Below are 26,606 nucleotides of genomic sequence, written 5' to 3'. Positions count from 1 at the left end.
AGAGTTTAGAGCTTTTACCAAACTCAAGCTCGCTGCTAAACTGTTCTAGTGTTAGCGAACGTAAATAGCCAGAACTCCTAGCAAAATATTAACCAAATAAAATACACCTACGACTTGGGTTTCCGACCAGCCACTAAGTTCTAAATGGTGGTGAATTGGTGCCATTTTAAACAAACGCTTGCCTTTACCAGTTTCATCTTTAGTAGCTTTGTAGTAAGCAACCTGAGCAATTACCGACAAAGACTCAACAAAAAAAACACCGCTAACTAAGAATAAAGCCCACCAATTGCCACTGATAATTCCTACGGCAGCTAAGGCACCACCTAAAGCCAGAGAACCAGTATCGCCCATAAATACTGTTGCAGGATTACGGTTGTGAACTAAAAATCCCAAACAGCTACCACTCAAACAAGCGCAACAAATCATTAAGTCTGGAGAATTAGAAGCTACAACTGCCCCTAAGGCTAATAAAGCGATCGCACTAGTTCCTGCTGCCAAACCATCCACCCCATCTGTAAGATTGGTAGCATTACTTTCTGCTGCCAAGACAAACACGGTCAGAGGTAAAATTAGCCAGCCTAAAGATAAATCGATTCCCGGCAAACTTACGATGGCAATGGTGGGAAACCGCTGCCACAATAACCACAAAGCAAATAAAGTTCCGACTCCAATTTGCAGAGATAATTTCATTTTGGGAGAAATACCTCGATTGGACTGACGGCGCAATACCTGCCAATCATCGAGCCAGCCAATTGCACTATAGCATAAAGTCACTAAAGCTACGGTCGCAGTGTCCCAGCTAAATTTAGTCCAAATCAGAGCAACGATTGTCGCTACAGGCACAAAAAAAATTCCCCCCATAGTCGGAGTACCAGCTTTTTGTAAATGAGCCTGTGGTCCATCCTCACGAATAATTTGCCCTGTTTTAAGTCGGTTTAGTAGGGGAATAATTCCCCATCCCAAAAGACTACTGATTATTCCACAAATTAGTAAGGGTAGAACAATGGAATTTATTTTTCCAGTAAAACTACCAGAAAGACCATCTAAAGCTGCTGCTCCTACTACGAGGATCGAGATTAAACTAACCAGTAAACCAAACCCAGAAGGATCGATCGATTTTATCGTCGAAAGCGATTTAGCACCCACAATTAAACCTAGTTAATTTGTTTTCGATAAAAATTTAACAGAAAAAAAACGTATTTAACAATGGCTCGCTAAGGATTACCAACGTTAGGACGCACTGAGTGCGCAGGCTCCGTAGTTTGACGGTGGAGTAATCTGTGATTAATAAATACCGATAGTCAAGTTGAAAAATCGCTCCTTATGCCTCGGGCAATACTAAGCAATCGCCTCGCTATTGACCAATGGTCAGAGGAAGACGTAATTTTGGTTTGCCGAGCGAGTCCGGAGGACTTGGCTTCCTGCGAAAGCAGCTCGCGAAACGGGCACGCGCTGCTAGAATAACCATCGACTCGAAGAGGGCAACGCCTTTTTCAAAGGCGTGGGAGGGAAGCTCCCGTACTTCGTTCGAGCTTTGCTCGTGCAACCGTCTGTCAGGCTTCGTCCTCGAGGCCGCGGAATAATCTCTGACTAAATTTCTTCGCTTTCGTCAAAATCATCTTCGTTATCGATTAATGCTTCTAGATCGTCTTCTGCAGAAAGATTTTCTTTTTCTACAGGTTCACGAGGAATTAAACGACCACTAGCTTGTAGCCAATCTAATAAAGAGGCTTCTTGTTTGAGCGGGATCACGATCGCTGGTTCGTAACGAGGTTCTTGTAATAAAGCGGGATTTTTCATGATTATTGAGGTTTCTCCGATAAACTAACTATTGCTTGGAGTTACAGCTCGTTCTTCAATTGAGATTTGTTGACCAAAGGTCAGAACAGCAACGGAAGCCCGATGGTTGCTAAGCAAGTCCGAAGGACTCGGTTTCCTCCGATACGGGAATGTCCGTCAAGACAGACTCCGTCAATCGCTGGAGCAGGCTCTGGAGAGCCTCGCCGTTTCGGAGAAACGTCGGACGAACGGAGTTCGTCGCCCAGCGTACGCCTTCGCGAAGCTAAGTCGGCAGGCGACTACCGTCGCGAGTCGTTTTATCCAAAACAAATAAACGACTCGGCGCAGTTGCGCCCTTCCACCGCACGGCGGAGTAATCTCTGACTTAGATCTCAAACTTTGAGGCAATAAAAATCTATTCTATAATTATCTATTTTAGAAATTTATTTATATTCTGTGGCTATGTAGTGCCAGATTTTTCTAAAAACTTGCCTTTAAGAAATTTTAATAGCTTCCGGTTCGATTCGATGTTAACGAGATCGCCGGCTTGTAATGAGATTGCCGATTTCTTTTCAGTAAATCTGAATTTACCGTGACTGAGGTTAAATAATTGATAGACTTGATGAAGCTGTAGTTGAAAAACTAAACTAAGCTGCTCGCGACTTAGTAGCTTGATTTTTTTCAAGTAGACTCCTAGAGGAACTTGCGGAGGGCATAAGCTTCGCAGTCGTTTCATAACTGTAGTACTCAACCAGCCGCGAGCGCCAAACTGTTGAAGCCGTTGGACAATCCGCGCTCGATCTTCGGCGTGAACGGCAATCAAACGTTTGCCCGTAGCAAATATCGGCTCGATTTCAGCCTCTGTACTAACTAATAAATCTCCGTGAGACGAACCCATGAAAATTTTGATGCCGCAGGTGGAATGGCATTCCGTAAATCTGATAAATTTGCTGCAGTCGCCCCAATAAAAAAGCCATAATTAACAAGAGACTTGTTTGCAGCTCGCTGTAATTTATCATCTAATGCCGCCCCGCCTGAGTCGTGGTTAGAGGTCGAGTATTGGGCATCTCCACAAAAGAGGTGACTCCGCCTTTAGTACAAGCGCGATTGGCAGTAGTTAAATCCTCTTTGTGTTCTAATCCGGGTTCGCGCAAATCTACTTGGAGATCGATAACTCCAGGTAATAAAGTCAATCCAGATGCGTCGATCGCTTTCTCTGTAGCTTTAGGCTTAATTTCGGGAGCAATTTGTACGATTTTTCCGTCATTAATCCGTAGATCTCCCAAAAATAGTTGCCATCTGGCAAAAGAATTCGAGCTTGGCAAATTAACATAAAATTTAGTGGTTAAGGTAGATGTGCTTATGACAAGAAAAGAAGAAAATCCTGTTGCCGAAATTTTTAAAACTTTGGTATCTGCCGGCATTTTAGCGTTCGGGATTCGTACTTTTGTCGCCGAAGCCCGCTACATTCCTTCTTCTTCTATGGAGCCTACATTAGAAATTAACGACCGTCTGATTATCGAAAAAGTCAGCTATCGTTTAAATCCTCCTGAGAGAGGAGATGTAGTAGTTTTTTCTCCTACAGACAAACTTAAGGAGCAAAACTTCAAAGATGCTTTTATCAAGAGAGTTATTGGTCTTCCTGGAGAAACTGTAGAAGTTAAAGATGGCGAAGTCTATATTGATGGAGAAATCTTAACTGAAAAATATATTGATGATGCTCCTGACTATCAATACGGACCCATTAAAGTACCAAGCAACCAATACCTCGTCTTAGGTGATAATCGCAATAATAGTTATGATTCTCATTACTGGGGTTTTGTTCCCCGTCAAAATCTCATTGGTCGAGCTATAGTTCGCTTTTGGCCTCTAAATCGCCTTGGGTCTCTCAACGAAAGACCACTATATCCTGAAGACAGCTAAAATATTAACCTAATAATTTTACTCTGAACGAAAGAAGCGTTCCGAGCACTGGCGAACGCTTCTGGTTCGGTTATTTTACGATTAGCGAAACATACTACTAACCGAGCTTTCTTCGTGAATTCGCCAAATTGCTTCTCCAAGTAGATTGGCTACAGACAAGACGGTTAACTGTTTGAACTGTTTCGATTCTGGAATTGGAATCGTATTGGTAACGATCACTTCTTCGAATATTCCGCTCTGTAAACGGGAGACAGCAGAACCAGAAAAAACTGCATGGGTAGCACAGGCATAAATCTGTCTGGCTCCTTCTTGACGTAGCAATCTAGCTCCCTCGGATAAGGTGCCGGCAGTATCGATCATGTCATCGACTAATACTGCTGTCTTTCCTTTAACGTTACCAATCAGGTTCATCACCTCGGCTATGTTGTGCTCTTGACGGCGTTTATCGATAATTGCCAAAGGCGCATCATTGAGTTTTTTGGCAAAAGCCCTGGCTCTAGCTACACCGCCTACATCAGGAGAAACCACAACTAAATCGCGGAGTTTTTTTCTGGCTAAGTAATCTAATATAACGGGCGAACCATAAACATGATCGAAGGGAATATCAAAATAACCTTGAATTTGTGCCGAATGTAAATCCATTGCTAACACTCGATTAGCTCCTGCCTCAACGATTAAATTAGCAACTAATTTAGCTGTAATTGATTCTCTACCCGCAGTCTTCCGGTCTGCTCTAGCATAACCGTAATAGGGGATTACGGCAGTGATTTGTCTTGCTGAAGCTCGACGACAAGCATCGATGACAATCATCAATTCCATCAAATGATCGTTTACTGGATTACAACAAGTTTGAAGTAAATATACGTCTGCTCCTCGAATCGATTCTTGAATTTGAATATAGAGTTCTCCATCAGCAAACCGCTTGCGAATCATCGGTCCTAAGTCCATTCCCAAATAGCGGGATACCTCCTTAGCAAGAAGAATATTGGCAGAACCAGAGAACAATCTAAGGCGATTGGAGTCCGAGAGTAACTGGTGTTTCTCCATCGACTGAGGCATTAAAGTGGTATAGCTCACGGTAAAACAGATTCAACTTAATTCATGGTAATATTATCACTCTTAGGTTATCGACAGACAACGATATTAAAACCTAAAAAATAGGTAATAAATCTTAAATTGCAAGAACTATTAGCTTGAATTTTGCTTTAAGCTACTTTCTGCACTCGCGCTTTTTACTTACTTTTTACTCGATCGAGCTTACTATATAAATTATATCTAATGTTGTAGATTTTAAATAAAAGCAAATAATTCAACCGAGTATAAACTACTAGAGTTTATCTTGGTCGAGGGATCGGATTTAATTAGTTTTAGATAATTTAAGCCTAAATAAACTATTTATCTACAGTTTCTACTGATGGTATGGTTTAATTGTTTGAATGATTCGATCAATCGGCTTACTGAAGTATTTATTTAAGTAAATATGCGAGATTAAAATTAAAAAAAGTCAACTAATAATATACACTTAATATTTAGTAGTATTAGATAACTTTTTTAGATAGTTTTGAGTAAAAATGCCTTATTGATTGCGGGCACTGATACAGATGTCGGCAAAACTTTTGTTACCGTATCTCTGGCTGCTTATTGGCAGAGGTTTTTTCTCGAGAAACCTACCAATAAAGCCAATTCTTTGGGAATATTGAAGTTAGCTCAGACAGGAGTTGGAGATATCGAACTATATCAACGACTTTTTTCAGCGGTAAACTCGATTCACACTGAAGTGGGGCTCCGTTTTACTGAGCCTCTAGCACCGCCAATTGCGGCTGCCAAAGAAGGAAAAATCATCGCTCTTCAAGAAATCTGGGAAACCTCGATCTCCTTACAGAAACAGCAGTCTCTAGTCTTAGTTGAAGCTGTAGGAGGTTTGGGATCTCCCATAACTGAAGAATTGACCATTGGCAATTTAGCTGCAGATTGGTGTTTACCTACAGTTTTGGTGGTGCCAGTCAAACTCGGTGCGATCGCCCAAGCAGTTGCCAATGTAGCTTTAGCCCGTAGCTTAAATGTCAATCTCAGAGGAATTATTCTTAACTGTAGCTGTCCCTTAGAATCAGAGGCACGACTAGCGGATTTGACCCCAATAGATTTAATTCAAACTTTAACCCAAGTGCCGGTGATTGGGGTTTTGCCCCACCTAGAACTCGACGATCGCCAGAAAATCGCTTCTGTAGTTGCTGACTGGGATTTGGAGTTAATTTTACCCGTGTAGGGCGAGATTGTTGTGTTAACTAACCTAGACTTCGCCCAATCTTGGCTTGAAAGCTGCTTTACCAGCTAGATTTAACTACCCCAGGCAATAAACCTTCGTGTGCCCATTCACGAAAAACATTGCGAGATAAACCAAAATCTCTATAATAGCCTCTGGGTCTGCCGGTTACCCAACAGCGATTGCGCTTGCGGCTAGGAGCACTATTGCGTGGTAATCTTTGAAGTTGACGGTGAAGTTCTAACTTTTCAGCCGCTGAGGTAGATGTCCGAAATCTTTCTTTTAGTTCTGCTCTCTTATCGGCGTATTTTTCAACTAGGCGAGCGCGCTTTTTTTCTCGCTCGATCATACTTTTTTTAGCCATAAACTTTAACTTGCTTGAAGATAAACACAGTCTCTTATTATAACTCTATTCTGGAAAGTCCTGAAATTCAGTATTATTTGAAAGCTGTCTATTTGCCACCGACATTGGTGAGATATTTAGACGCAGCAGGACAAAAAGCAACTAACTCACAGATATCGCATTTGGGTTTACGGGCTTTACAAATCGCCCTACCGTGATAGATGGTGCGGATTGAAAAATTTTCCCAATCTGCTCGGGGTAACAAGGGCATTAAATCCCGTTCGATTTTTAAAGGATTGTCTGACTGAGACAATTCCCAGCGATTACTCAAACGCTTGACATGGGTATCAACAGTTATTCCCTGAATGTTACCGAAGCCGTGAGCGAGGACGACATTAGCCGTTTTACGCGCTACCCCTGGTAAGTTTAATAACTCCTCCATAGTTTGGGGTACTCGACCCTGATAATCGCTGACAATTTTTTGACAAGCACCCTGAATATTTTTGGCTTTGTTACGAAAAAAGCCGGTAGGGCGAATTAAACTCTCTAGCTCTTGGCGATCGGCTCGGGCCAATGAAGTAGCATCAGGAAAATTAGCGAATAAAGCTGCAGTTACCCGATTAACTCTTTCATCAGTGCATTGAGCCGAGAGAATTGTTGCCACTAACAACTGCACTGGAGTTTCATAATCGAGGCTACAGGTAGCATCGGGATAGAGAATATCTAATGTAGCTAAAATTTTTCTCGCTCGCTGTTCGATCGTTTGAGAAACTTTCACTTATTGAAATAGCTCTTGGAAAAATGCCAAATTGACGGTGTCACGCACAATCAAGAAAACACCTAGGCTGAGCAGTAAGACCAAACCAGTTTGCATAATGCTGTCTTGTATTTTACTAGGGATTGGTTTACCTCTAATTCCTTCAACGGCTAAAAAAGCTAGCTGACCGCCATCGAGAGCTGGTAGAGGCAAAATATTAATAATTGCCAGATTGATACTGATTAGAGCTCCAAACTGAAACAAATTACTCACGTCATTGCTAGCTAACTCCGCACCGACAGCCACGATCGCCACCGGACCCGCTACTTGTTCGGCATTTTCGCCAAAATTACTAATTAGTTGCCAAAAACCCCTTGCAGTTAATTGAGCGATTCTTTGATACTCGTTGGCGCTGGTAGTAAAAGCTGCGACAATACTATCCGCACGGCGACGGACTACTTCGCCGTTGGGAGCGAGCATTACGCCAATTTTTCCCTTACCGTCGCGACCTGGTTGTGGCGTAACCCTCAGCGACATGACTTTGCCATCTCTGGCGATCGCTAGGGTTAAAGGTCTCTCTGGAGAGTTTTGGATGGTGGTTCTCAATTTTTCCAAAGCTTCGGAAGACTCTCCCAAGTCGCGATCTCCTACTTTTAAAATTACGTCTCCTGCTTGAATTCCTGCCTGTACCGCCGCTGAATCTGTCTGTTCTAGTACCTGTGGCACTAAGACACCAGGCTGGGGATCGATCTCTTGAAAGCCAACAGTTGCAGCTTGACCGACCAGCAGAAAGTAAGCAAAAATCAGGTTGGCAATTACTCCGGCACTAATTACAATTGCTCGATCTAATACGGGACGATTGCGGAGTAGATTGGGGTCTTCTGGTGAAATCGAGCTATCGGGGTCGTCATCGGGAAAGCCGACATAACCTCCTAAAGGAAAGGCTCTTACCGCATATTCGGTTTCCGAGCCTTGGTATCTTAATAAAACTGGACCAAAACCAATTGAGAAACGATTGACGTAGATTTTTTGCAGTCGTGCTGCTGCAAAGTGACCTAATTCGTGAACTACGATTAATAGACCTAAAACTGCGATCGCTGCCAAGACAGACATAAGTTTGTGATAAAGATTAAATTTAAGTTATGTTTTTGTTGATTTATTTATTTATTATTTTAGGACATTCTTTATATTCCTCGATCTAAATCCCTTGGAGACTCGCTCATGGTTACTAAAATCTGGCAACAAGGCAGTAGCAGTCCCGATAATGCCAACAACTTACAGGCGATCGCCGATTGGTGGCAGAGTTTGAGTGGCAAAGAAATATTTTGGCAGCAAAGATTGCTTCCAGATAGTGGCAACTTTGAAGAGCTGGAGTGGAGAGAGCAAAAATTTGACGAAAAGTTTCTCATCCAGACTCCTCAATTAAAAGGAATTACTGTTTTTTGGCAACGCCATAACGACAAAACTGAGAGAAACATTACCGCTCGCAAGTTGGAATTAGATAATTTCCGACAAAAACTGTATATCTACCCTCAATCTCAATCCCAGGTGATTATCTGCGTATCTCTCCCAGAAGTTATCTATCAAAAGTTAGATTTAAATAATCCCAAAATTGCTGCTAGTGGTAAAGAGAATAACTTTTTATTGTTGCTGCGAGATAGCGAACAAAAACTAGAAGTAACAGTACATCTCAATCGCCAGAAATTACAGCAGATACTCCACAGTCTCGATCTAGACGAAACATCAAGCTCTTAAATCTCAAAAAGTTAATTAAGGAACAAATTGTAATTAGAAAACTGCGCTAGCCTTTGGATGTCGGGATTTGTACAGTTAAGCAGATGCTGGCGGGGGAAGGCAAAATCGAGAAGCAATTCAGATTGTTTCTCTTCCTCCCTCAGACGACAAAACAAAGCATAAACTTTTAGGAGCAGGCTTAAAGGATATGACAAAAAGAACTTTCGGCGTAATTGGTTTGGCTGTAATGGGAGAAAATCTCGCTCTCAATGTAGAAAGTCGCGGTTTTCCTATTGCCGTATATAATCGCACCGCTTCTAAAACCGAAACTTTTATGGAGGAAAGAGCTCAAGGCAAAGACGTTAAAGCTGCTTACTCCCTAGAAGAATTCGTGGGAGCTTTAGAACGTCCCCGCAATATTCTAGTCATGGTTAAAGCAGGAAAACCAGTAGATGCAGTAATCGGTCAGCTCAAACCCCTATTAGAAGAAGGAGATACGATTATTGACGGCGGTAACTCTCTGTATGAAGATACCGAACGCCGCACTAAAGAACTAGAAGCCTTAGGATTGGGCTTTGTCGGTATGGGAGTTAGCGGTGGTGAAGAAGGGGCATTAAATGGACCATCGCTGATGCCTGGAGGTACCGAGCAAGGATATAAAGATTTAGAGCCAATTTTAACCAAAATTGCCGCTCAAGTAGATGATGGTCCGTGCGTTACCTATATCGGTCCTGGCGGTGCGGGGCACTATGTGAAAATGGTGCACAACGGCATCGAGTATGGCGATATGCAGCTAATTGCCGAGGCTTACGATTTGTTAAAAAATACTTTGGGACTGAATGCAGAAGAGCTTCACCAAGTCTTCAGCCAATGGAACGAGACTGAAAAGCTAAATTCCTTTTTGATTGAAATTACCGCCGATATTTTTAAATATATCGACTCGGAGACTAATTCACCCTTAGTAGAATCAATTCTCGATGCAGCAGGACAAAAGGGTACGGGACGATGGACTGTAGTTAGCTCTCTAGAACTTGGGGTACCGATTCCAACCATATATGCTGCCGTTAATGCTCGCGTCGTGTCTGCTTATAAAGAAGAACGAGTTGCTGCTGCCAAACAGTTGCAAGGTCCTGAGAGTAGTAAATATGAAGGGGATAAGCAGGCATTTATTGATAAAATCCGAGACGCTCTCTACTGCTCGAAAATGTGTTCTTATGCCCAAGGCATGGCGCTTTTAAGTAAAGCCTCGCAAGAGTTTGGTTTTAATCTCAATCTCAGCGAATGTGCTCGCATTTGGAAAGGAGGCTGTATTATTAGAGCGGGATTTTTGGGTAAAATTCAATCGGCATTTATCGATAATCCCCATCTGCCCAATTTACTTCTCGCTCCCGAATTCAAACAAACTATTCTCGATCGCCAGAACGCTTGGCGAGATGTTTTAGTTGCTGCCAATAAATTAGGTATTGCCGTTCCTGCTTTTAGTGCTTCGCTCGATTATTTTGACAACTACCGACGCGATCGCCTGCCACAAAACTTAACTCAGGCACAGAGAGATTACTTTGGCGCACACACCTACGAACGCACGGATAAACCTAGAGGTGAATTTTTCCACACTGAATGGACTAAAGTCGACGAAAAATCTTTGCAGACTGGCAATACTGACTAAATTATAGTAACTAGCCAGAAAAAAATCGGGGTGAGCAATGTGCTCACCCTCAAACTTTTCAGAGTTTGATTGCTGCCGAACATAGCGACTGCTAGTTAAATAAGTAAAACTGACTTACCAAGCTATCTCCATTGCTCATTTAATTAACGTAGGTTTTTTCAGGCTTATCTGGATTGATAACTACCTCTTGAGTGTTTTTTTGTCGTGCCTCTCGCTCCATTAAACTCACAATCGAAGCTTTTTCTAATAAACCGACTACAGTACCATCTTCTCTAACTACAGTTAATTCGCCAATTTGTTGGGTTTCAATTAATTTAGCTACTTCTAGTAATGAGGTTTCTGCCATAATAATTTTATTATCTGCTACCGGTTTGACTAACTCTGCCACTAAAACTTGATTCCAATCTGAAGTAGGAATTTGTTTTAAATCTTCAGAGGCGATAGCACCAGCGAGTTTGCCCGTGGTATCGGTAACTAAAAACTTTTTCCAGCGAGTTTGACCGATTATATAATCATTAACGAATTGCCTAATAGTTAGATCGCTTGCTACTACGGGACTATTGGGAATTACAGCATCCTCCGCCGTGTATCGGTCTAATTTTTCTTGTACCGTAGCCGACTGTGCTGCAAAACCAGCATTTCTAAGCAAAAACCAACCAATTAACAGCGTCCAAAAACTACCACCAATCGGACTAATACCTAAAATAGATAACCCACCAATTACAATCGCAATCCAACCGATAACCTGACCGACTCTACCGGCAAAGATTACTCCTTTGTTGGGATTGCCCGTAATCTTCCAAACAATAGATTTGAGTACGTTACCGCCATCTAGGGGAAGTCCGGGAATGAGATTGAATAATGCCAGAATTAAATTGATCGAGGCTAATAGTTGTAAAATTGCATCTATGGGTGCGCTGAAGTTGAATCTGACAGCGACAAATGCGAACACGCCAAATAACATTATGCTAACCAGAGGACCGGCGATCGCCACTAGAAAAGACTGTAGGGGAGTATCTGATTCTTTTCCTAAGGTGGCTAAACCACCAAAAATAAATAGCGTAATCGACTTGACGGGAATTCCTTGTGCAATTGCAACCAAACTATGACCCAGTTCGTGAGCCAAAACTGAAGCAAATAAAAGTATTGCTGCAATGAAACCCAAGATCCAAGGTAAAAACCCCGTTAATTCTGGAAAGCGCGTCAAATTCGAGCCGTAGCTCAGAGTGACTAATCCCAGCACAAAAAACCATGAGGGATTAATAAAAAAGGGAATGCCAAATAAACTTCCTATACGGATATTGCCGTTCATAGGATATCCTCCTATATTTTCTGTAGCGAAAATTCGAATAAACTTGCTTTTATTTTCGCTTTTAACTTTCTATAGTTACAGTTAGCTCCAAATTTTTAAAGAATTTAAAAGATAAATCTAGTAGCACAGTAACTCGTGTCTGTAATCTAAATTGTAACGAAAGATTAACCTCTATTGATTTTAGTGGAATACAGTAAAAACCGTTCCTTAGATTACGGTCTTGGTTGAAGCGACTTTAGGCATAATAGTAGTATGTAGTGGAGAGCTACCTAGTTATTGTCGCATTATATCCGAGACAGCCGTGCATTATCCAGAATCTTATAGCTCAGAAGATATTCAACAAATTTTGCAAGTTGCGATCGCTCGTCGTGAAGATAGAGAAGAATTTACCAGGGAACAGCTTTGGGAAATTGCCTCAGAACTAGACATCGATTGCACCACAATTCAAACTGCTGAAAGAGAATGGTTGGAACGGAAAGAAACCGATCGAAAACGAGAGGTTTTTAGTTTATATCGTCGCCAGAAATTTCAGCAAAACTTCACCAAATATCTAATTGTCAATACTTTTTTAGTTTCTTTTAACTTTTTAATGGCTGGAGTACTTTCCTGGTCGCTTTATGTATTGTTATTTTGGGGTCTAGGATTAGCTCTAAATGGCTGGAAAGCCTATCAAACTAAGGGAGAAGATTACGAAAGAGCTTTTCAGCGTTGGACTTTTCAAAATGAAGTCAAACAGACTTTTATAACTTTTTGGAACAGGCTACAAAAAGCATGGCAAGTTTGAAGCTAGTTTCAACACGACAAGATATCGTGTCATACGCTTTGATTTTGGTGGATGGTTGAGAGTTAATCGTGCAACCGTTCGATTTTAATAAGTCTGGCAGCGATTGTAGTGGCAAAACAGGTATAGGGGTAGAAAATCCCATTTTTCCTTGGCTGTGAGCTTTGGTCGAGATTGACTATGGTTGAGTGTGGTCAAAACCAAAAAAGGTTTTTAACCACTCAAAGAAAGTGGCAACATCTCTAGCAGAAACTTTGAGTAAAGAAAGAATTCCGGTAGCAATTAGAATCGTACCGAACAAAAAGTTATTTTCATACAAAGTCAATCCGACAATAACGATAAAATAGGGTGAAACGATACGGCTAATTTTTTCGACAGTATTAACTAGCTCTGATTCGGGAACTAGTGAGGGTTCTGTTTGAAATAGAGTATCAGATTGGGAAACTGGTGGGGTTACAGTCTCAGGTGGTGAAAGTTGAATATCCTGCAAGTTTTTGGGTTTTTCCGATCTCGGCGATTTTGGAGACTGCTTTCCAAACATGGCTAATTCCTAAGTCGATCTATCTATACTGTTGTTTAGGATACCTCGATTTTTTTTTAATAGCTCGTTACTCAAATAGGTTTTCTTCTCACGTCGCACCGTCATGAGTTTTAAACTTATTGCCAGTATCCAGCAAATATCGATCCAGAATCTATCTTTAGAGTAATATTTTTATTTAATGAACAGAAAAAAAAATAGAGAAAAATTCTCTCTATTGTTATAGGTTAAATACTATTAAGTATTGTCTATTGCCTTAATGAAATGAATTTTGCAATTTCAATTTCAAACCGTTAATTTTCTTCTACATAAACTTCTGGCTCTACAGGCAAGTTATCGAGACGTCCAGCTTCATCAATAGTATAACCCTCGGTAGTTTTCATTCCCGTACCTGCTTCTTGTTCTTCTACAGCTTTTACCTGTTCGACGTTTTCTTGGACATCTTCAGCAGCAGGAATTTTAGCATCGGGGGGATTTACGGCTGTAGTCTGAGCAGTTTGTACGCCAGTTTGTTTCCCAGGTGCACCTTATACCAGGTTGGGCATTCTCGGGATCGGTTTTAGGTACGACTTTTTTAGCTTCTTCACTCATATTTATTTTATCTAAAATCATTTTTTTCTTCATTATTGCTAGTCTAAAAATATAAATAGTTTTTTAAATCTATCTCAAGCCTTAAAAATACTGAGTTCGTCACTGCCGCTCGGAATTTTTATTTAGAATACAAATAAATTCATCTCAATTCATCTAGAGTTAGCCTAATGAAAACTGCGATCGCCAAAAATAGTCTGACTTCGATCGCTACAAGAGAGCAACAAATTAATCGATTACTCGTTCCTAAGAAAGTTAGTTGGTATCGTGGTCATCTGATTTTTTGGCAAAAAACTAACCTCAGAGATTTTCCCTGGCGACAGACAAATCAACCCTATAAGATTCTGGTAGCGGAATTTTTATTGCAAAGAACCGATGCTATGACGGTTTTGCCACTTTATCAGACTTTTATCGATCGCTATCCTAGCGTAAGGGCTTTGAGTGCCGCGACGGTAAGCGAATTGGAGGATTTATTACGACCTTTAGGATTTTTCTTCCGCGCTGCTCGATTACATCAAACTGCCCAAATAATTGCTAAGGAATATGGCGGAAAAGTACCTGATTCCGAATTGAAGTTATTAGAATTGCCAGGAGTAGGCAGATACACTGCTCGCGCCATTTGTGCTTCTGTTTTTAACCAACCCTTAGCAATACTCGATACTAATGTAGCTCGTATCTTAGAACGGTTTTTTGGTTTGCGAGGAGAACGAGTCAAATCTCGTTGTAAACTTCTGTGGCAGGCAGCGGAACTAACCGCACCTCCAAGCAAAGTAGGACAGTGGAATCTAACTTTACTCGATTTAGGAGCTTTAGTATGTACTGCGAGAAAACCCAATTGCACTAGCTGTCCCCTTGCCAAAAAATGCAGTTGGTACGCTATGAATAGAGAATAGATGAATTTGAAGTTCGAAGTCTGGAATTAATAACTACTAACTCAGTTTCTTTTGGCTTACCGTTTAACTATCGATCCGAATCAAATAAGCGATCGCGCTATTACCCTAACTCCAGTGCAACAGCACTATTTATTGAGAGTTTTAAGATTGAAGTCTGGCGATCGCTTCATCGCCATGGATGGACTGGGTAAAGCTTGGAACGCAGAAATTTCCGGCATCTGCGCCAAGTTCCTCGAACCGATTGAAATCAATAATGAATTACCAAAATCGATTACGCTAATTACCGCTTTACCTAAAGGTAGCGGTTACGAACAAATAGTACGCTGCTGTACGGAGTTGGGAGTAAGTAATTTTATCCCAGTCATCAGCGATCGCACCATTCTCAAACCAAGTCTCAATAAGGTACAACGCTGGCGTAAAATTGCCGTCGAAGCTGCCGAACAGTCAGAAAGACAAATAGTTCCTCATATTTTTACACCCGTTTCTTGGCAAGAAGCATTAGACAATACGGCAGATTACCAGCGGAAATTCCTTGGGGTAGCCAGAGGCAATCTAGCTACTTTATGGGAAAGTTTCCAGCAAGTGCCAGAACCAGAAATAGCTATAGCTACTGGGTGTGAAGGTGGTTGGACGCCGAGAGAAATCGAGCTAGCGATCGCCGGAGGCTATCGACCAGTTACTCTAGGCAACCGCATCTTACGTGCTGTTACTGCACCGATAACCGCGCTTTCAATAGCAGTTGCAGTATTAGAGCAAAATGAGAGGGGAACATTCAAACTAAATAATTAGTCATCGATCTGGTTGCAATTGCCAGCGCGATCGCTTTTTTCCTAGTGCGGTCGCAGCAAACAAGTATTCGTAAACATATTTCGATTGAAGAGGACGAAATCCAAGTTTTGAGCTTTAATCGTATTCGTTACAACAAGCAGTAAATATCATGAAACTTTCTAGCAACCTAACCATAGCAACCGTCGCTACAGCCATTCTCAGCAGCATAGTCCCTCTCCTTAGTACTCATGCAGTAGATGTCAGCGAAACCGATGTACCCGACGACCAAATCGCAGTTATTGCCGTCCCCGCAGGCAGTATTGGCTATAACCTAGCTGTAATCGAACAGATTCCCGGACAACAACAGTGTTGGAGCGAAAGTGGTTCTCAGCCTACGATTATCGAACCTTTGTGGACTACTTTTGATTTTACAGGTAGTTGTAATCGGGCGACTGATAGTAACGGTTATTCCGTGCGCGTCGATGGTCAGGACACCAGTTTAGATTATTTACTCAGTGTGGTTTCTAAAGGCGATACTTTAGAGTTAGTCGCTCAAAACCGAAACGATCGCTCTCGCACTACGATTGGCACTACCTTTGGCGAACAGGAAGGAGAATACCATAAAATATATTTAAATCCAGGCTGGGAAATCACTAAAAAGACTATTGACGACAAAGTTCTCGGTCACTATTATTTGAGTGGGGATACCGCTGCGATCGCCGCGGCAGGGGATGCTGCTCCAACGTCACCGACTACGGTAGCTACCAGTTTTAGAGATACTGGCGGTGATATTTATGCCAATGAAATCGAACAAGCGGTAGCACTTGGGTTTATTGCCGGCTTTGAAGATAATACTTTTCGACCCGAAGAACCATTAACCAGGGAACAACTGGTTTCTATGGTGTTTGGTGCATTAGATACTATTGATAATCTCGAGGTACGAGCACCAAACCAAGTTACTGCTCGACCATATCCAGATGTGGATACTTCCCGTTGGAGTGCGGCAAAAATCGAGTGGGCAAAAGACAATGAAATCGTCACTGGTTATCCCGACGGTTCGTTTAGACCAGAACAACCGGTTACCAGAGCAGAATTGATGGCGATTTTACAAAACGCCGCTAAATTTGCCAAACTCCAGGAAGGTTTAGATTCAGAGTTAGTAGCTAACCAAGAAGTTGCTAATTTTACCGATATTGCAGGTCACTGGGGTCAAGATCTCATTCAGCAAATGTCGGCATATTGTAATGTTGCCTCAGCATACAACGAAACTGGCAATAGCTTCAATCCCGACACGCCTTCCGGACGTAACTATGCAGCTGCAGCAACTTTGAGAATGCATGAATGCGCGATCGACGAGTTTGACAAAGCTAAGCTCGATCCCGAATTATAGCTATCGAGTGAGGTTCAAACCACGCTTCTTCGGCTCTTGGTGGATTTTCTCTTGCTGAGAACCAGCTGTAGTTGGAGTCGCATCGCTTTTTTTAACAGGGGCTGTGGGCGGAATTTGTCTCCGCCCGATAAGAATGTTCTCTAGTGAAGTAATTTGCTAGCGCGATCGCTTTAGTAACATTTCTGACTTTCTTGTTTTTTTCTTGAATTTATCTACAGCAAAAGTCAAGCGGAAAAATTTTAATTAATTTTTTTTTCTTCTTAGGTTGACCGTACTTTTCATTGCCTAATATAGAAGAAACATCTTAGTTTAAAGATCGATGATTTCATGTTGCCTTTGATCAAAAAAATCTGCCAGGTTTTAAGTGTTTTTAGCCTTAGTTTGATAGCTACTCAACCTGCATTGGCAGAATTATCTCTTGAAGAAATTAATTCTATTGCCAGGCAAACTACTGTTTTGATTGCTCCGGGTTTGACACCAGAATTAATTGAAGAATTAGAAGAAAATCGCAATAATCCTCTAGCTAGTAAAAACGATCCAGATGGTGTTTGGAATCCAGGTTCTGGCGTAATTATTGGCAGACAAAGAAATAAATATTATGTATTGACAGTCACCCATAATTTCAAACAAAGACATTTAAAGCAGAATCTACCCTATGGAATTCGGACTAGTGATGGTCTAGTTCATCCCATTACACAAGTGGATGATGGTCGTAACTGTCCTCTTGAAGGCGAAATTACCAGCCAAACTTTAGTAAGATTTGGATGTTATGCTTTGACCGTGCCTGGAAGAGTAGCGGGAACAGATCTGGCAGTAGTTGCTTTTGATAGCGATAAAGAATATCCTATTGCTTCTTTAGGAGACGTAGAAAAAGTTAATCTCGGTGAAACGGTATATATATCTGGTTGGCCCGATCCGGAAAAAGAAAAAGATCCCCATACTGGAAAATGCCGTGGTAAGGTTGCTCGCCGACAAAGACGTTTAGCGTGGGCTCCGATCACTAGAAAAATACAGACCAGTATTAGCGAGAACGGTTACAGTGTTTTTTATATCGACCTCACTCGTCCTGGCATGAGTGGTGGTCCGGTGTTCGACCAAAATGGTTTTGTCATTGGCGTTCATGGTCGTGGTTCGGCGGATAAAGGAATGTTAGTTAGAAAATACTGTTCCGTAAATCAAGCAGAGGAAGATCGCCTGGGTTTGGAAACAGAAGACTTAGCAGAAGTCATGGCAACAGCAGTTGACTACGAGCCACCAGTGCTTCACTCCCAATTTAGTAGCGGTCAGAATGCCAATAATTTTTTCTCGCTGTGGAACCAGCTAAATAACCAGCTCGATATTAAACTGCTGTTTAACCGTCAACCTCCGAACCAAAGTTTTATTGAAGCAGCACGAACACCTATTTTTGAATCAAATAGCGATAGTGGCATTTTAGATATTGCTGCCAACAACGACCTTACTGGAAGAATAGATCTAGGCGAACGAGAAGACGTGGTTGAAGATCTATATGAAAGTTTTTCTTTAAAGAACTTGTTACGAGATGAACCTTCTCCTGGTTGTCGTTTTTTACTCTTGGGAGAACCATGTAATTGATGTACGCGATGACTATTTCTTATTAAATCGTTATATTAGTTAACAAAACATAACAAAAAAATTAGCGATTTAGACTTTATTAATTAATTTTTATTAAATAAAATTTTTGTTAAATAGAAAGTCTTTTTTAATCCCGTAAAGACGACCTAAAGAGAAAATTGAGAAATCATCGGTTGCGTTTAAATTATTAACCAGCTCGATGTAATTAATATTTTCTCTTGGTGTGAGGTGTAAAAATTGAATAGCAAATATTTAGTATCGGGATTATTCTTTTTCCTCTTGTGGACTTCCGTAGCTAGAGCGGAAACGAACCAAGAATTAACTGCTTCCAATTCTCAGTTGAACTCCAAACCAATCGAACAAAGTAAATTAACTTCCCAAAATACTAATTCAACTTCAACCGTAGTTACCCCGAGTATTTTATCCAAATCAGAAATTCTTGATTATCAAACTACGGCAGAATCATTACAAGATAATTCCTTATTTACTGTAGATGGCTCTATATCTCAACTGACTAATGTATCCCAACTGAGGGATGTAGAACCAGGAGACTGGGCTTATGAAGCCTTACGGAGTCTAGTAGAACGCTATGGCTGTATTGCAGGTTTTCCCAATCGAACCTATCGTGGAAATCAGGCTTTAACTCGTTACGAATTTGCCGCAGGTTTAAATAGCTGTCTACAACAAATAGAGAGGTTAATTGCAGCTTCCGAAACTGTAGCACGAGAAGACCTCGAAACCATAGAACGACTCAGTCAGGAATTTGAAGCCGAACTAGCTACCATTGCCGGACGAGTCGACAATTTGGAAGGACGAATAGCTTTTTTAGAAGACAATCAATTTTCCACGACAACCATCTTTAATGCAGAAGTTATCTTTGCCATAGCTGATGCTTTTGGCGGCGATCCTCCTGGGGGGTGTATTGTTGTAGGTTCCTCTGATGATATTGGTCGAGGAACTGATTGTTCCAATCGCGACGAGCCCGATACGGAAACTGTTTTTACCTATACAGCACGTTTGGGATTGCAAAGTTCTTTTACAGGTCAAGACCGCCTGCGGATATTTTTGACTACAGGTAACTTTAGTGATGGTGGTTTTATAAATATCGGCTCTTTGAATACTTATATGGCTCGTTTTGGATATCAAGCTGGTTTAGAAAACGAGGTTTTTGTTGACATTTTAGAATATCGGTTTCCAGCTTTTGACGATCGAGTAGTTTTTTACGGTGCAGCTTATGGTTTTGCCCTCAGCAATGTTTTGACTGCTAATGCTCCTTTCTTCGATCTTGGACGAGGCGCAATTTCACGCTTCGGACAGCTAAATCCTATTTTGCGAATTGGAGGAGCGATGGATGCAGGTTTGGGGTTTGATTGGCAAATCTTCGACCCTTTGAGATTGCAAGTTGCTTATGGTACTAGAGATAGTGGTAACCCAGAGAGCGGTTTTTTTGGTGCCGACCATAGTGCTTTAGGAGTACAGCTTTTAGCTCAGCCAACGGATGATATAGTTACCGGTATTAACTACGTTAATGCTTACTCTAGCGATGGCACATTAGGTACTTATACCGGTAGTATCAATGCAGAAACAGGAGGATTGGTTTCTGATTCCTTTATTCCACCACCAAATCCAGAAGTCCCTCCATTTGGTCCTTGTTGTAGTATTCCTCTAGATGAACAACCTGCACAAATCAATGCGGTGGGTGGTAGTTTTCAGTGGAATGCAACAGAGAAGATAAATTTAGCAGCTTGGGGAGGGTATACAGTTACCAACTTTCTCAACGAACTTCCTGAAGATAACGAAGCAATTGGGGCTTCAGCAGGAAAAGAGCCTTTTGCTAATTCAGCAACTTTTAGTCTTTCTCTAGGTTTGAGGGATCCATTTGGCAGAGAAGGGGATTTATTTGGATTTGTTTTTGGTATGCCTCCCAAATTAGTTGATGCAGGACCAGAAACTCCAGGAACACCAGTACCATTTTTCGAGCAGGTGATTAATAATGAAGAAAATTTAGCGGTAACCGACAATAATCCTAATCTGAATACCGTAGGAACAATCCTACAAGAGGTAGATGAAAGAGGTTTGCCCCGAACTGACGAAAATATTGTGCAAGTGGCTGAAGATTTAGTTGAGGCGGGTGATTTACCAGAAAGAATCAGTCAAGAAGACGAAGCTACTTCGCTGCACTTTGAATTCTTTTATCGTTTCAGAGTCAACGACTATATCTGGATTACCCCCGGGTTCTTTTTCGTGACTAATCCAGGTCATATCGAAGCCAACGATACTATTTATGTCGGAACAATTCGTACTACTTTCCGTTTTTAGACGTTAGTAATTCAGTAATTCAAATCATAGAAAGTCATTAGTTAATCCCACTGATGACTTTTTTTATCCAAACGCGAGTTACAGTTATAGACTCTAAATTTTAAGACTAACGACAACCAATTCTGGCAATTGCCTGATTGGCTGCCGCAAAACTAGGGTTAATATTTCTCACCTGTTGATAGGCATCGCATGCCTCAGTATATCGTTGGGCTCTTTCTAAAGCAAAACCACGATTAATCCACACAAAGGGGTCTTGGGGTTGAATTGTAGCAGCGCGATCAAATGCAGAGATCGCCTCATCAACTCTACCGAGAGAAGAAAGGGCAATACCTTTACCAACCCAAGTTTTATAATCGTTATTATTAATACTTACAGCACGCTCGAAAGATTCGATCGCTCGATCGTGTTGCTGATTTTGACTATAGGCAAATCCCAGATCTCGCCAGGCATGGTAAAAGCTAGGATTAATTTGAACTGCTTTCTCGTAAGAGGCGATCGCTTCGGGCAAGTCTTTCAGACCATCACGCAGCAGAGAACCACGATTGTGCCAGATTAAATAAGATTCTGGCTGCAATTTTAGGGCACGGTCGAATGTTTCTAAGGCTTTATCGTATTCACGCAGAGCAAAAAAAGTATTACCTTTACCTATAGAAGCTAAGGTCGAATCAGGATTAATTTCCAGAGCTCGTTCGTAAGTAGCCAGAGCTTGTTGGTATTGTCGCAGTTGATTTAAAACGTTTGCCTTATCAATGATTGCAAAGATGTTGTTGGGATTTTCTTCGATCTGGCGATCGTAAGCTAGCAAAGCTTCTTGATAGAGACGAGATGCTTCTTGGGGTCTATTGAGTAATTGTAAAGCTAAAGCTTTATTCTGCAAGAGTTGGGGATTTTCAGGTTCTACTGCCTGAGCTCGACTAAATGAAATTAGAGCTTCTTGATATTGACCCAATCCAATGAGAGCCAGTCCGCGATCGCTTAAAGCAGTAGCATTATTGGGTTGAAGTTTTAAGGCAGCTTCTTGTGTCGCAAGAGCCTCTTGATAGCGTTCTAGTTTATATAATGCTCTGCCTTTACGATTTAAAATCTCAGCATTATTTGGTTCCAGTTCTAAAGCTTTATCGAAAGCTGTTTTCGCTGCTTCAAACCGCTGTAAACGATACAAAACTTCTCCACGCCCTTGCCATGCTTCAGGAGAGTCTGGTTTTAATCTAGTGGCTTTATCATAGGATACCAAAGCTGCTTGGGAGCGTTCGATCGCAAATAAAGCATCTCCTCTTCCTATCCAGGCATTAGTCATTTGGGGCTTGAGATAAAGTGCTTCCTGAAAATACTTCAGGGCAATCTGGGGTTGTTCTGGAAGAGAATTATTACCGCGATCGAGATAATATAGTGGTCTAAAAGTAGGAATCACCAGCTCCCACCCCGCCAGAGTTAAGACAATGCCAGCTAAAGGTAATAAAAGATAGGAGAGTTTCCACTGGAATTGTCGATGTTGTTTTGTTTTCACAGCTCGATCCATTGGTGGTGGAATTTTAGTCTCTTGGGGTTCACGAAGATTATTTTCCAAAGCCGTGGTTTTCGAAGCGATCGCAAATAAGGGAAGTTGCTGCAAATCTTCAATCATCTCTGCTGTTGAAATATAGCCATTTTCAGGATTGAGACTGACAGTTTTATCGAGAATTTTCGCTAATTTAGGATTGACTTCTACTTCTGCTTGCCAAAGCAGTTTTTCGTTAGTCCGTTCTCTAAGAAACCGCTCTGGTTGATTTCCTGTCAACGCCTGGATCGCAATCGCCCCTACAGCATGAATATCGCTTTTAGCAGTAGGCTCACCTACAATCTGAGTAGGGTAATAAATATTGTCTGTAGTAAAAGCATTCGATGTCATTTCGTTGACAAAGCGGGCATCGATCGCTTTAAAAATGCCAAAATCAACTAAAAAGGCTTTTTCATCAGAATCGCGAATTACGATATGAGAAGGCTTAATATCGCCATGAATGATGCCATTGCGATGAATGATTTGCAGGCTACTCAAAAGATCGTGAAGCCAATAAATTACTTGCCCTTCAGCTATTTTATTTCCCGGTTGTAGCTTGTGAGCGAGACTTGTCCCTTCTATATATTCTTGAACTAAATATATACAGTCTGATTCTTCAAAATAAGCCAAAAGTTGAGGTATTTGGCTATAAGATGCTAACTTTAACCATAAAGAAGCTTTTTTAGCACACATCAATCTAATATCTTGCCACAATCTTTCCGCAGCTACTTCCAACCTAAATTGTTGGACAATGCAGTTAGGGCGCTCTGGCAAAGCTAAATCTCGAGCCAAATAGATGGTACTCGACTGAGTTTTACCCAACTCCCGAACGAGCCGATATCTTTTTCCAACTATCATTTGCTGGCGATTCATGGTGACTAACAGCTTTTGTATATTCATTTAGGCAAGTTAACTAAATATAATAGAGGGTTATTAATACTTACTTGACAAATCCGCTTTTAAAGAGAAAAATATCGTAGTTACGATTAAAAAAATTTAACTAAAATTGCATATTTAATCTAGCAATATACATAGTTAATAGCTGTAATAATTATTATAAGTGAATCTAAGGTTTCCTTAGTTAGAATTGTGATATGAATGTTAGCCGCCTAACGATAGTTAGATAAATTTGTATCTATCGAAGATACAATTTCAACCGGTTATTTCTATGGTTATGAAAATTGATTAACAATTTTGTACTTAGATTAAGCATTCATCGGTTTAAACATAATTATTTATCTTCTTGTCTTAAGATCATGAGCGCCAAACAATTACTGGATAAATTACTACTTAATAAATTAATAATTGCGACAATTATACTTGGGGGGTCTTCTGCTCTAACAACTGCCGCAATTGCTCAATCTTTTTTATATCCCTCTGCTAGTTTTTTTACTCCCTTTGCTGCTCCTTACGAGTCTGAAGATGGAGATCTGGCAACGATTTTGGAGCAGTACCCGACCTTCAATCAGAAGTTGGAGGAGGCGGGATTATGGGAAACCATACAACAGCAAGAATCACTGACGGTTCTCGTACCCAGTGAAGCTGCTTTTGAGGCTTTAATCCCAGAAGCTAAAGAAAAGCTAGCTAATCCAAAAACTTTAAAACAAGTTTTGCAATACCACCTAGTTAGAGGCACAATTAACGAGGCAGATATTAAGAGGAGAGCAGTAGCAACACAACTAGAGAAAAGTTCGGTGACAATTACAGGGGTGCCAGAGGGAGATAAAATCAATGTTAAGTTAAACGAAGCTGCGGCAAGTGAGCCGATAGCCGCTACCGATGGTGGGGTAATTATTCCTATCGATCGCGTTTTAATTCCTCCTGGATTATAGACTGATAAACCGAGAGGAACTTGACTAGAGATTCTTGGAGAATTAAGCTGACATGCATTTAAATTGGGATTTTTAACGGCTAGCTCTTTTGCAGTAAAGTCGTTGGGCGATCGAAATAAATGAATAACACCTTAGGTTCTGTTGACGTAAAGAGGCAAAGATGAGAAAGTACCTGAAGTTGCTGATTTTAGTCAAAAAATTCTTCATGAAATCTCGTGTTAAGTTGGACGATTCTGCTTGGCAGCAAATTTTCGTTGTTCTGAGCCACCAACAAGACATCCGTATCAAAGACCCCAAAGCTTGTCGTCGTTTTCTGAATGCGGTTCTCTGGATTACTCGCACAGGTGCTCAATGGCGTGAATTACCCAAACGTTTTGGCAACTGGAACAGCCTCTACAAACGATATCGGCGTTGGTGTCAGAAGGGAGTTTGGCATCGTCTCTTGCAAGAAATGTCCCACTCTGCTGACTTAGAAAGTTTAATTCCCGATAGCACCATGATTCGTGCTCATCCCTGTGCAGCAGGAGCAAAAGGGGGTCAGAAAAACACTCTTTAGGAGGTTCTTGTGGCGGATTTAGTACCAAGTTACATGCTGTGGTAGATGCGTTGGGCAATCCGCTGCGGTTGCTTCTGACTCCAGGGCAAACCGCCGATATCAGTCAAGGAGAGGCATTGGTGGCTGGTTATCGAGCTCAACAGGTAATTGCCGATAAAGGCTATGATTGTGATGCTTTTGTGGTCTTGATTGAGGAAACTGGTGCTCAAGGCGTGATTCCGCCTCGTTCTGGTCGCCTCAACCCTAGAGATTACGATTCACATCTGTACAAGGAGCGACATCTAGTTGAGTGCTTTTTTAACAAACTTAAATACTATCGTCGCGTTTTCAGCCGTTTTGACAAAACTGACGAATGTTATTTGGGATTTGCCGAATTTGCTTCGGCTTTAATTTGGTTGCGTTAATTGTGTCAACAGAACCTAGCCAATTATAAAAATTAGAAGTTGCGTATTTCCCCCTATATTAACGTCAGTTCGACATACTCAATATTACTTGAGACGAGCGCACCGTTATCTTTTCTGACTTTTGTTCAAAACAGTAGTTTTGGTTGAGTCATAGTTTTAGTTTTCGACGGCAATTGGCGAGCGCTGCTCTAGGAGAGACAAGTTAGAAGCAGGTTGAGAATTGTATAATACCATCGTAGTAGTATCGTTAGGCACGAAGCCAATACGCTCGTAGAAACTTTGTTGATAGGTAGTGGTTAGATACACTCGCTCTACTTTACAAACTAGAGGATGAGACAAAACTGTTTCGACTAACTTGCGCCCCAAACCCATACCCTGATATTCAGGATGAATGACGACATCCCAAATGCCAGCGCGATAGATACCATCGGAAGTAGCCCTGGCAAAGCCAATCAAACGGAGATTATCCCAAACGGTTACTACAGGATTGCTATTGGCGATCGCGATTTGCAAATCTTCTAGATTGCGTTCTCTCGCCCAAAAAGCTGTGGCTTTAAATAAGTTTTGAAGCTGAGAAAAATCGACCTTAGATTTGTCCGTACAAAACTGAATGTGGCGGCAATCCATTCCAGTAAAACCTCTGTTATGTAATGATAGATGTTAGCTTGATTGCCCTAAAATGCGAGCTCGAAAATAATCAAAACTTATTACTTTCGTCTTGACGCATTGAGCGTGTCATTTTCCAAATAAATTTTTGTGTACTAGTTAACCATATTGACAAAATTTTTGATAGTTTCGAAGGTTTATTGTCTGTATTTCCTGACATCAACAAATCGAACCAATATGGCTGAAAACCCTAAATATAGTTAGTTTTAGCAAGTTATACAGCTGCAAAGTAAGCAAAATATAAGATCGAAATGGTTCTGACAAAGTGTTTCTATGATTACTATTGCCTTACCCAAGGGTGCATTATTACCAGACAGCATTAAAATCTTGCAAAATATCGGTTGGGATTTTGGGATTTTTCTCGATAAAAGCAATCGACAACTTCAGAGTGTGGAGTCAACTAAAACTGCTCGTGCTTTACTCGTTAGGGCGCAAGATGTTCCCGTATACGTCGAGTACGGACAGGCACAGTTGGGAATTGTCGGTTATGATGTCTTGCGGGAAAAACGACCTCAGGTAGCTAATCTAAGCGATCTTCAGTTTGGATATTGTCGTATGTCCGTTGCCGTACCTGCCACCAGCAGCTACAGGCGATCGCGAGAATTGCCTCCTCATGGTAGAGTAGCCTCTAAGTTTGTCAACTGTGCTAAAGAGTATTTTGACAGCATCGATCTACCAATAGAAATAGTGCCTTTGTCCGGATCTGTAGAACTCGGACCGATTACAGGAATGTCTGAGGCGATCGTCGATTTAGTTTCTACTGGACGCACTCTGAAAGAAAATGGCTTAATCGAAATAGAAGTTCTTTATCAGAGTACTGCTAGGTTAATCGCTCATCCTCTAAGCTACCGACTCAACCGCGACAATTTAAATGACTGGGTAGCTAAACTCGATTGCGATCTCGATGGTTAATATTAGTTAAACAGCGAAATGGCGCTCGAACTAAATTTTATTAATACTAGTC

23 protein-coding genes and 1 pseudogene are annotated in these 26,606 nt (G+C 41.2%); 13 read left to right on the top strand and 11 right to left on the bottom strand.

The features are described 5' to 3' along the window. Positions 1-51: 51 nt before the first annotated feature. The 3 genes and pseudogenes from mraY to ACLFKQ_RS20675 all read right to left on the bottom strand — a co-directional run bounded on the left by mraY (position 52) and on the right by ACLFKQ_RS20675 (position 3,112). Positions 52-1,146: a phospho-N-acetylmuramoyl-pentapeptide-transferase gene (mraY, locus tag ACLFKQ_RS20685; protein ID WP_449001640.1), complete on the bottom strand. Its 1,095-nt coding sequence runs from the start codon at positions 1,144-1,146 to the stop codon at positions 52-54. A gap of 444 nt (positions 1,147-1,590) precedes the next feature. Beyond that, positions 1,591-1,800, bottom strand: a complete 210-nt coding sequence (locus tag ACLFKQ_RS20680; RefSeq protein ID WP_449001639.1) for a DUF3134 domain-containing protein — start codon at positions 1,798-1,800, stop codon at positions 1,591-1,593. Between the two features lie 439 nt (positions 1,801-2,239). After that, positions 2,240-3,112, bottom strand: a pseudogene (locus ACLFKQ_RS20675) (DUF4388 domain-containing protein). A gap of 29 nt (positions 3,113-3,141) precedes the next feature. On the opposite strand from ACLFKQ_RS20675, the gene lepB reads away from it, so the two are divergent. After that, positions 3,142-3,702 carry a signal peptidase I gene (gene lepB, locus ACLFKQ_RS20670; protein WP_449001638.1) on the top strand — a complete coding sequence of 187 codons (561 nt, stop codon included), beginning with the start codon at positions 3,142-3,144 and terminating at the stop codon, positions 3,700-3,702. Positions 3,703-3,783: 81 nt separating this feature from the next. On the opposite strand, the gene ACLFKQ_RS20665 is transcribed toward lepB, so the two are convergent. Continuing rightward, positions 3,784-4,761 carry a ribose-phosphate pyrophosphokinase gene (locus tag ACLFKQ_RS20665; protein WP_449001783.1) on the bottom strand — a complete coding sequence of 326 codons (978 nt, stop codon included), beginning with the start codon at positions 4,759-4,761 and terminating at the stop codon, positions 3,784-3,786. Positions 4,762-5,263: 502 nt separating this feature from the next. On the opposite strand from ACLFKQ_RS20665, the gene bioD reads away from it, so the two are divergent. After that, positions 5,264-5,968, top strand: a complete 705-nt coding sequence (bioD, locus tag ACLFKQ_RS20660) for a dethiobiotin synthase (protein ID WP_449001637.1) — start codon at positions 5,264-5,266, stop codon at positions 5,966-5,968. Between the two features lie 58 nt (positions 5,969-6,026). Here the strand turns inward: bioD and rpsN are convergent, their stop codons facing one another. From rpsN to rseP, 3 genes are all read right to left on the bottom strand, one after another. Further along, positions 6,027-6,329, bottom strand: coding sequence for a 30S ribosomal protein S14 (rpsN, locus tag ACLFKQ_RS20655; protein WP_449001636.1), 303 nt, complete (start codon positions 6,327-6,329; stop codon positions 6,027-6,029). Between the two features lie 88 nt (positions 6,330-6,417). Further along, a complete protein-coding gene (nth, locus tag ACLFKQ_RS20650) occupies positions 6,418-7,086 on the bottom strand; it encodes an endonuclease III (RefSeq protein ID WP_449001635.1) in 669 nt (222 codons plus the stop codon). Beyond that, positions 7,087-8,178 (bottom strand): RIP metalloprotease RseP, encoded by a 1,092-nt coding sequence (gene rseP / locus ACLFKQ_RS20645; RefSeq protein WP_449001634.1) that lies wholly within the window; start codon positions 8,176-8,178, stop codon positions 7,087-7,089. A gap of 108 nt (positions 8,179-8,286) precedes the next feature. Between rseP and ACLFKQ_RS20640 the strand changes: the two genes are divergently transcribed. Together ACLFKQ_RS20640 and gnd are read left to right on the top strand one after the other, a co-directional pair. Further along, the gene (locus tag ACLFKQ_RS20640) at positions 8,287-8,820 is read left to right on the top strand and encodes a hypothetical protein (protein WP_449001633.1); all 534 of its coding nucleotides are present in this window, start codon (positions 8,287-8,289) and stop codon (positions 8,818-8,820) included. Between the two features lie 187 nt (positions 8,821-9,007). Next, entirely contained in the window at positions 9,008-10,465 is a 1,458-nt protein-coding gene (gnd, locus tag ACLFKQ_RS20635) for a decarboxylating NADP(+)-dependent phosphogluconate dehydrogenase (protein ID WP_449001632.1), read from the top strand. 139 nt (positions 10,466-10,604) lie between these two features. Here the strand turns inward: gnd and ACLFKQ_RS20630 are convergent, their stop codons facing one another. Continuing rightward, positions 10,605-11,777 (bottom strand): site-2 protease family protein, encoded by a 1,173-nt coding sequence (locus ACLFKQ_RS20630; protein ID WP_449001631.1) that lies wholly within the window; start codon positions 11,775-11,777, stop codon positions 10,605-10,607. A gap of 220 nt (positions 11,778-11,997) precedes the next feature. On the opposite strand from ACLFKQ_RS20630, the gene ACLFKQ_RS20625 reads away from it, so the two are divergent. Next, on the top strand, positions 11,998-12,561 hold the full coding sequence (locus ACLFKQ_RS20625; protein WP_449001630.1) for a 2TM domain-containing protein: 564 nt from the start codon (positions 11,998-12,000) through the stop codon (positions 12,559-12,561). A gap of 175 nt (positions 12,562-12,736) precedes the next feature. Here the strand turns inward: ACLFKQ_RS20625 and ACLFKQ_RS20620 are convergent, their stop codons facing one another. Further along, positions 12,737-13,099 (bottom strand): hypothetical protein, encoded by a 363-nt coding sequence (locus ACLFKQ_RS20620; protein ID WP_449001629.1) that lies wholly within the window; start codon positions 13,097-13,099, stop codon positions 12,737-12,739. A gap of 755 nt (positions 13,100-13,854) precedes the next feature. Here ACLFKQ_RS20620 and ACLFKQ_RS20615 point away from each other — a divergent pair. From ACLFKQ_RS20615 to ACLFKQ_RS20595, 5 genes are all read left to right on the top strand, one after another. Continuing rightward, entirely contained in the window at positions 13,855-14,577 is a 723-nt protein-coding gene (locus ACLFKQ_RS20615; protein ID WP_449001628.1) for an A/G-specific adenine glycosylase, read from the top strand. 51 nt (positions 14,578-14,628) lie between these two features. Then, positions 14,629-15,366, top strand: coding sequence for a 16S rRNA (uracil(1498)-N(3))-methyltransferase (locus tag ACLFKQ_RS20610; RefSeq protein ID WP_449001627.1), 738 nt, complete (start codon positions 14,629-14,631; stop codon positions 15,364-15,366). 148 nt (positions 15,367-15,514) lie between these two features. Further along, positions 15,515-16,735, top strand: coding sequence for a DUF3747 domain-containing protein (locus ACLFKQ_RS20605; RefSeq protein WP_449001626.1), 1,221 nt, complete (start codon positions 15,515-15,517; stop codon positions 16,733-16,735). 327 nt (positions 16,736-17,062) lie between these two features. Beyond that, on the top strand, positions 17,063-18,328 hold the full coding sequence (locus ACLFKQ_RS20600; RefSeq protein ID WP_449001625.1) for a S1 family peptidase: 1,266 nt from the start codon (positions 17,063-17,065) through the stop codon (positions 18,326-18,328). 237 nt (positions 18,329-18,565) lie between these two features. Then, on the top strand, positions 18,566-20,647 hold the full coding sequence (locus tag ACLFKQ_RS20595; RefSeq protein ID WP_449001624.1) for an iron uptake porin: 2,082 nt from the start codon (positions 18,566-18,568) through the stop codon (positions 20,645-20,647). Positions 20,648-20,753: 106 nt separating this feature from the next. Here ACLFKQ_RS20595 and ACLFKQ_RS20590 read toward each other — a convergent pair whose 3' ends face one another. Continuing rightward, a complete protein-coding gene (locus ACLFKQ_RS20590; protein WP_449001623.1) occupies positions 20,754-23,057 on the bottom strand; it encodes a tetratricopeptide repeat protein in 2,304 nt (767 codons plus the stop codon). A 383-nt stretch (positions 23,058-23,440) separates the two neighbouring features. Here ACLFKQ_RS20590 and ACLFKQ_RS20585 point away from each other — a divergent pair, with 383 nt between their 5' ends. Together ACLFKQ_RS20585 and ACLFKQ_RS20580 are read left to right on the top strand one after the other, a co-directional pair. Next, positions 23,441-24,016 carry a fasciclin domain-containing protein gene (locus tag ACLFKQ_RS20585; RefSeq protein ID WP_449001622.1) on the top strand — a complete coding sequence of 192 codons (576 nt, stop codon included), beginning with the start codon at positions 23,441-23,443 and terminating at the stop codon, positions 24,014-24,016. 205 nt (positions 24,017-24,221) lie between these two features. After that, positions 24,222-24,976, top strand: a protein-coding gene (locus tag ACLFKQ_RS20580; RefSeq protein WP_448998612.1) for an IS5 family transposase whose coding sequence is annotated in 2 segments (ribosomal slippage) — positions 24,222-24,542 and positions 24,545-24,976 — 753 coding nt in all. Because the reading frame shifts where the segments join, the coding sequence is not laid out codon by codon here. 156 nt (positions 24,977-25,132) lie between these two features. On the opposite strand, the gene ACLFKQ_RS20575 is transcribed toward ACLFKQ_RS20580, so the two are convergent. Next, positions 25,133-25,603 (bottom strand): GNAT family N-acetyltransferase, encoded by a 471-nt coding sequence (locus tag ACLFKQ_RS20575; protein ID WP_449001621.1) that lies wholly within the window; start codon positions 25,601-25,603, stop codon positions 25,133-25,135. 312 nt (positions 25,604-25,915) lie between these two features. Here ACLFKQ_RS20575 and hisG point away from each other — a divergent pair, with 312 nt between their 5' ends. Beyond that, entirely contained in the window at positions 25,916-26,554 is a 639-nt protein-coding gene (gene hisG / locus ACLFKQ_RS20570) for an ATP phosphoribosyltransferase (protein WP_449001620.1), read from the top strand. The last annotated feature ends 52 nt before the right edge of the window (positions 26,555-26,606 follow it).

Source organism: Myxosarcina sp. GI1(2024) (assembly GCF_053543375.1).
This window is presented reverse-complemented; position numbering and strand designations above follow the sequence as displayed.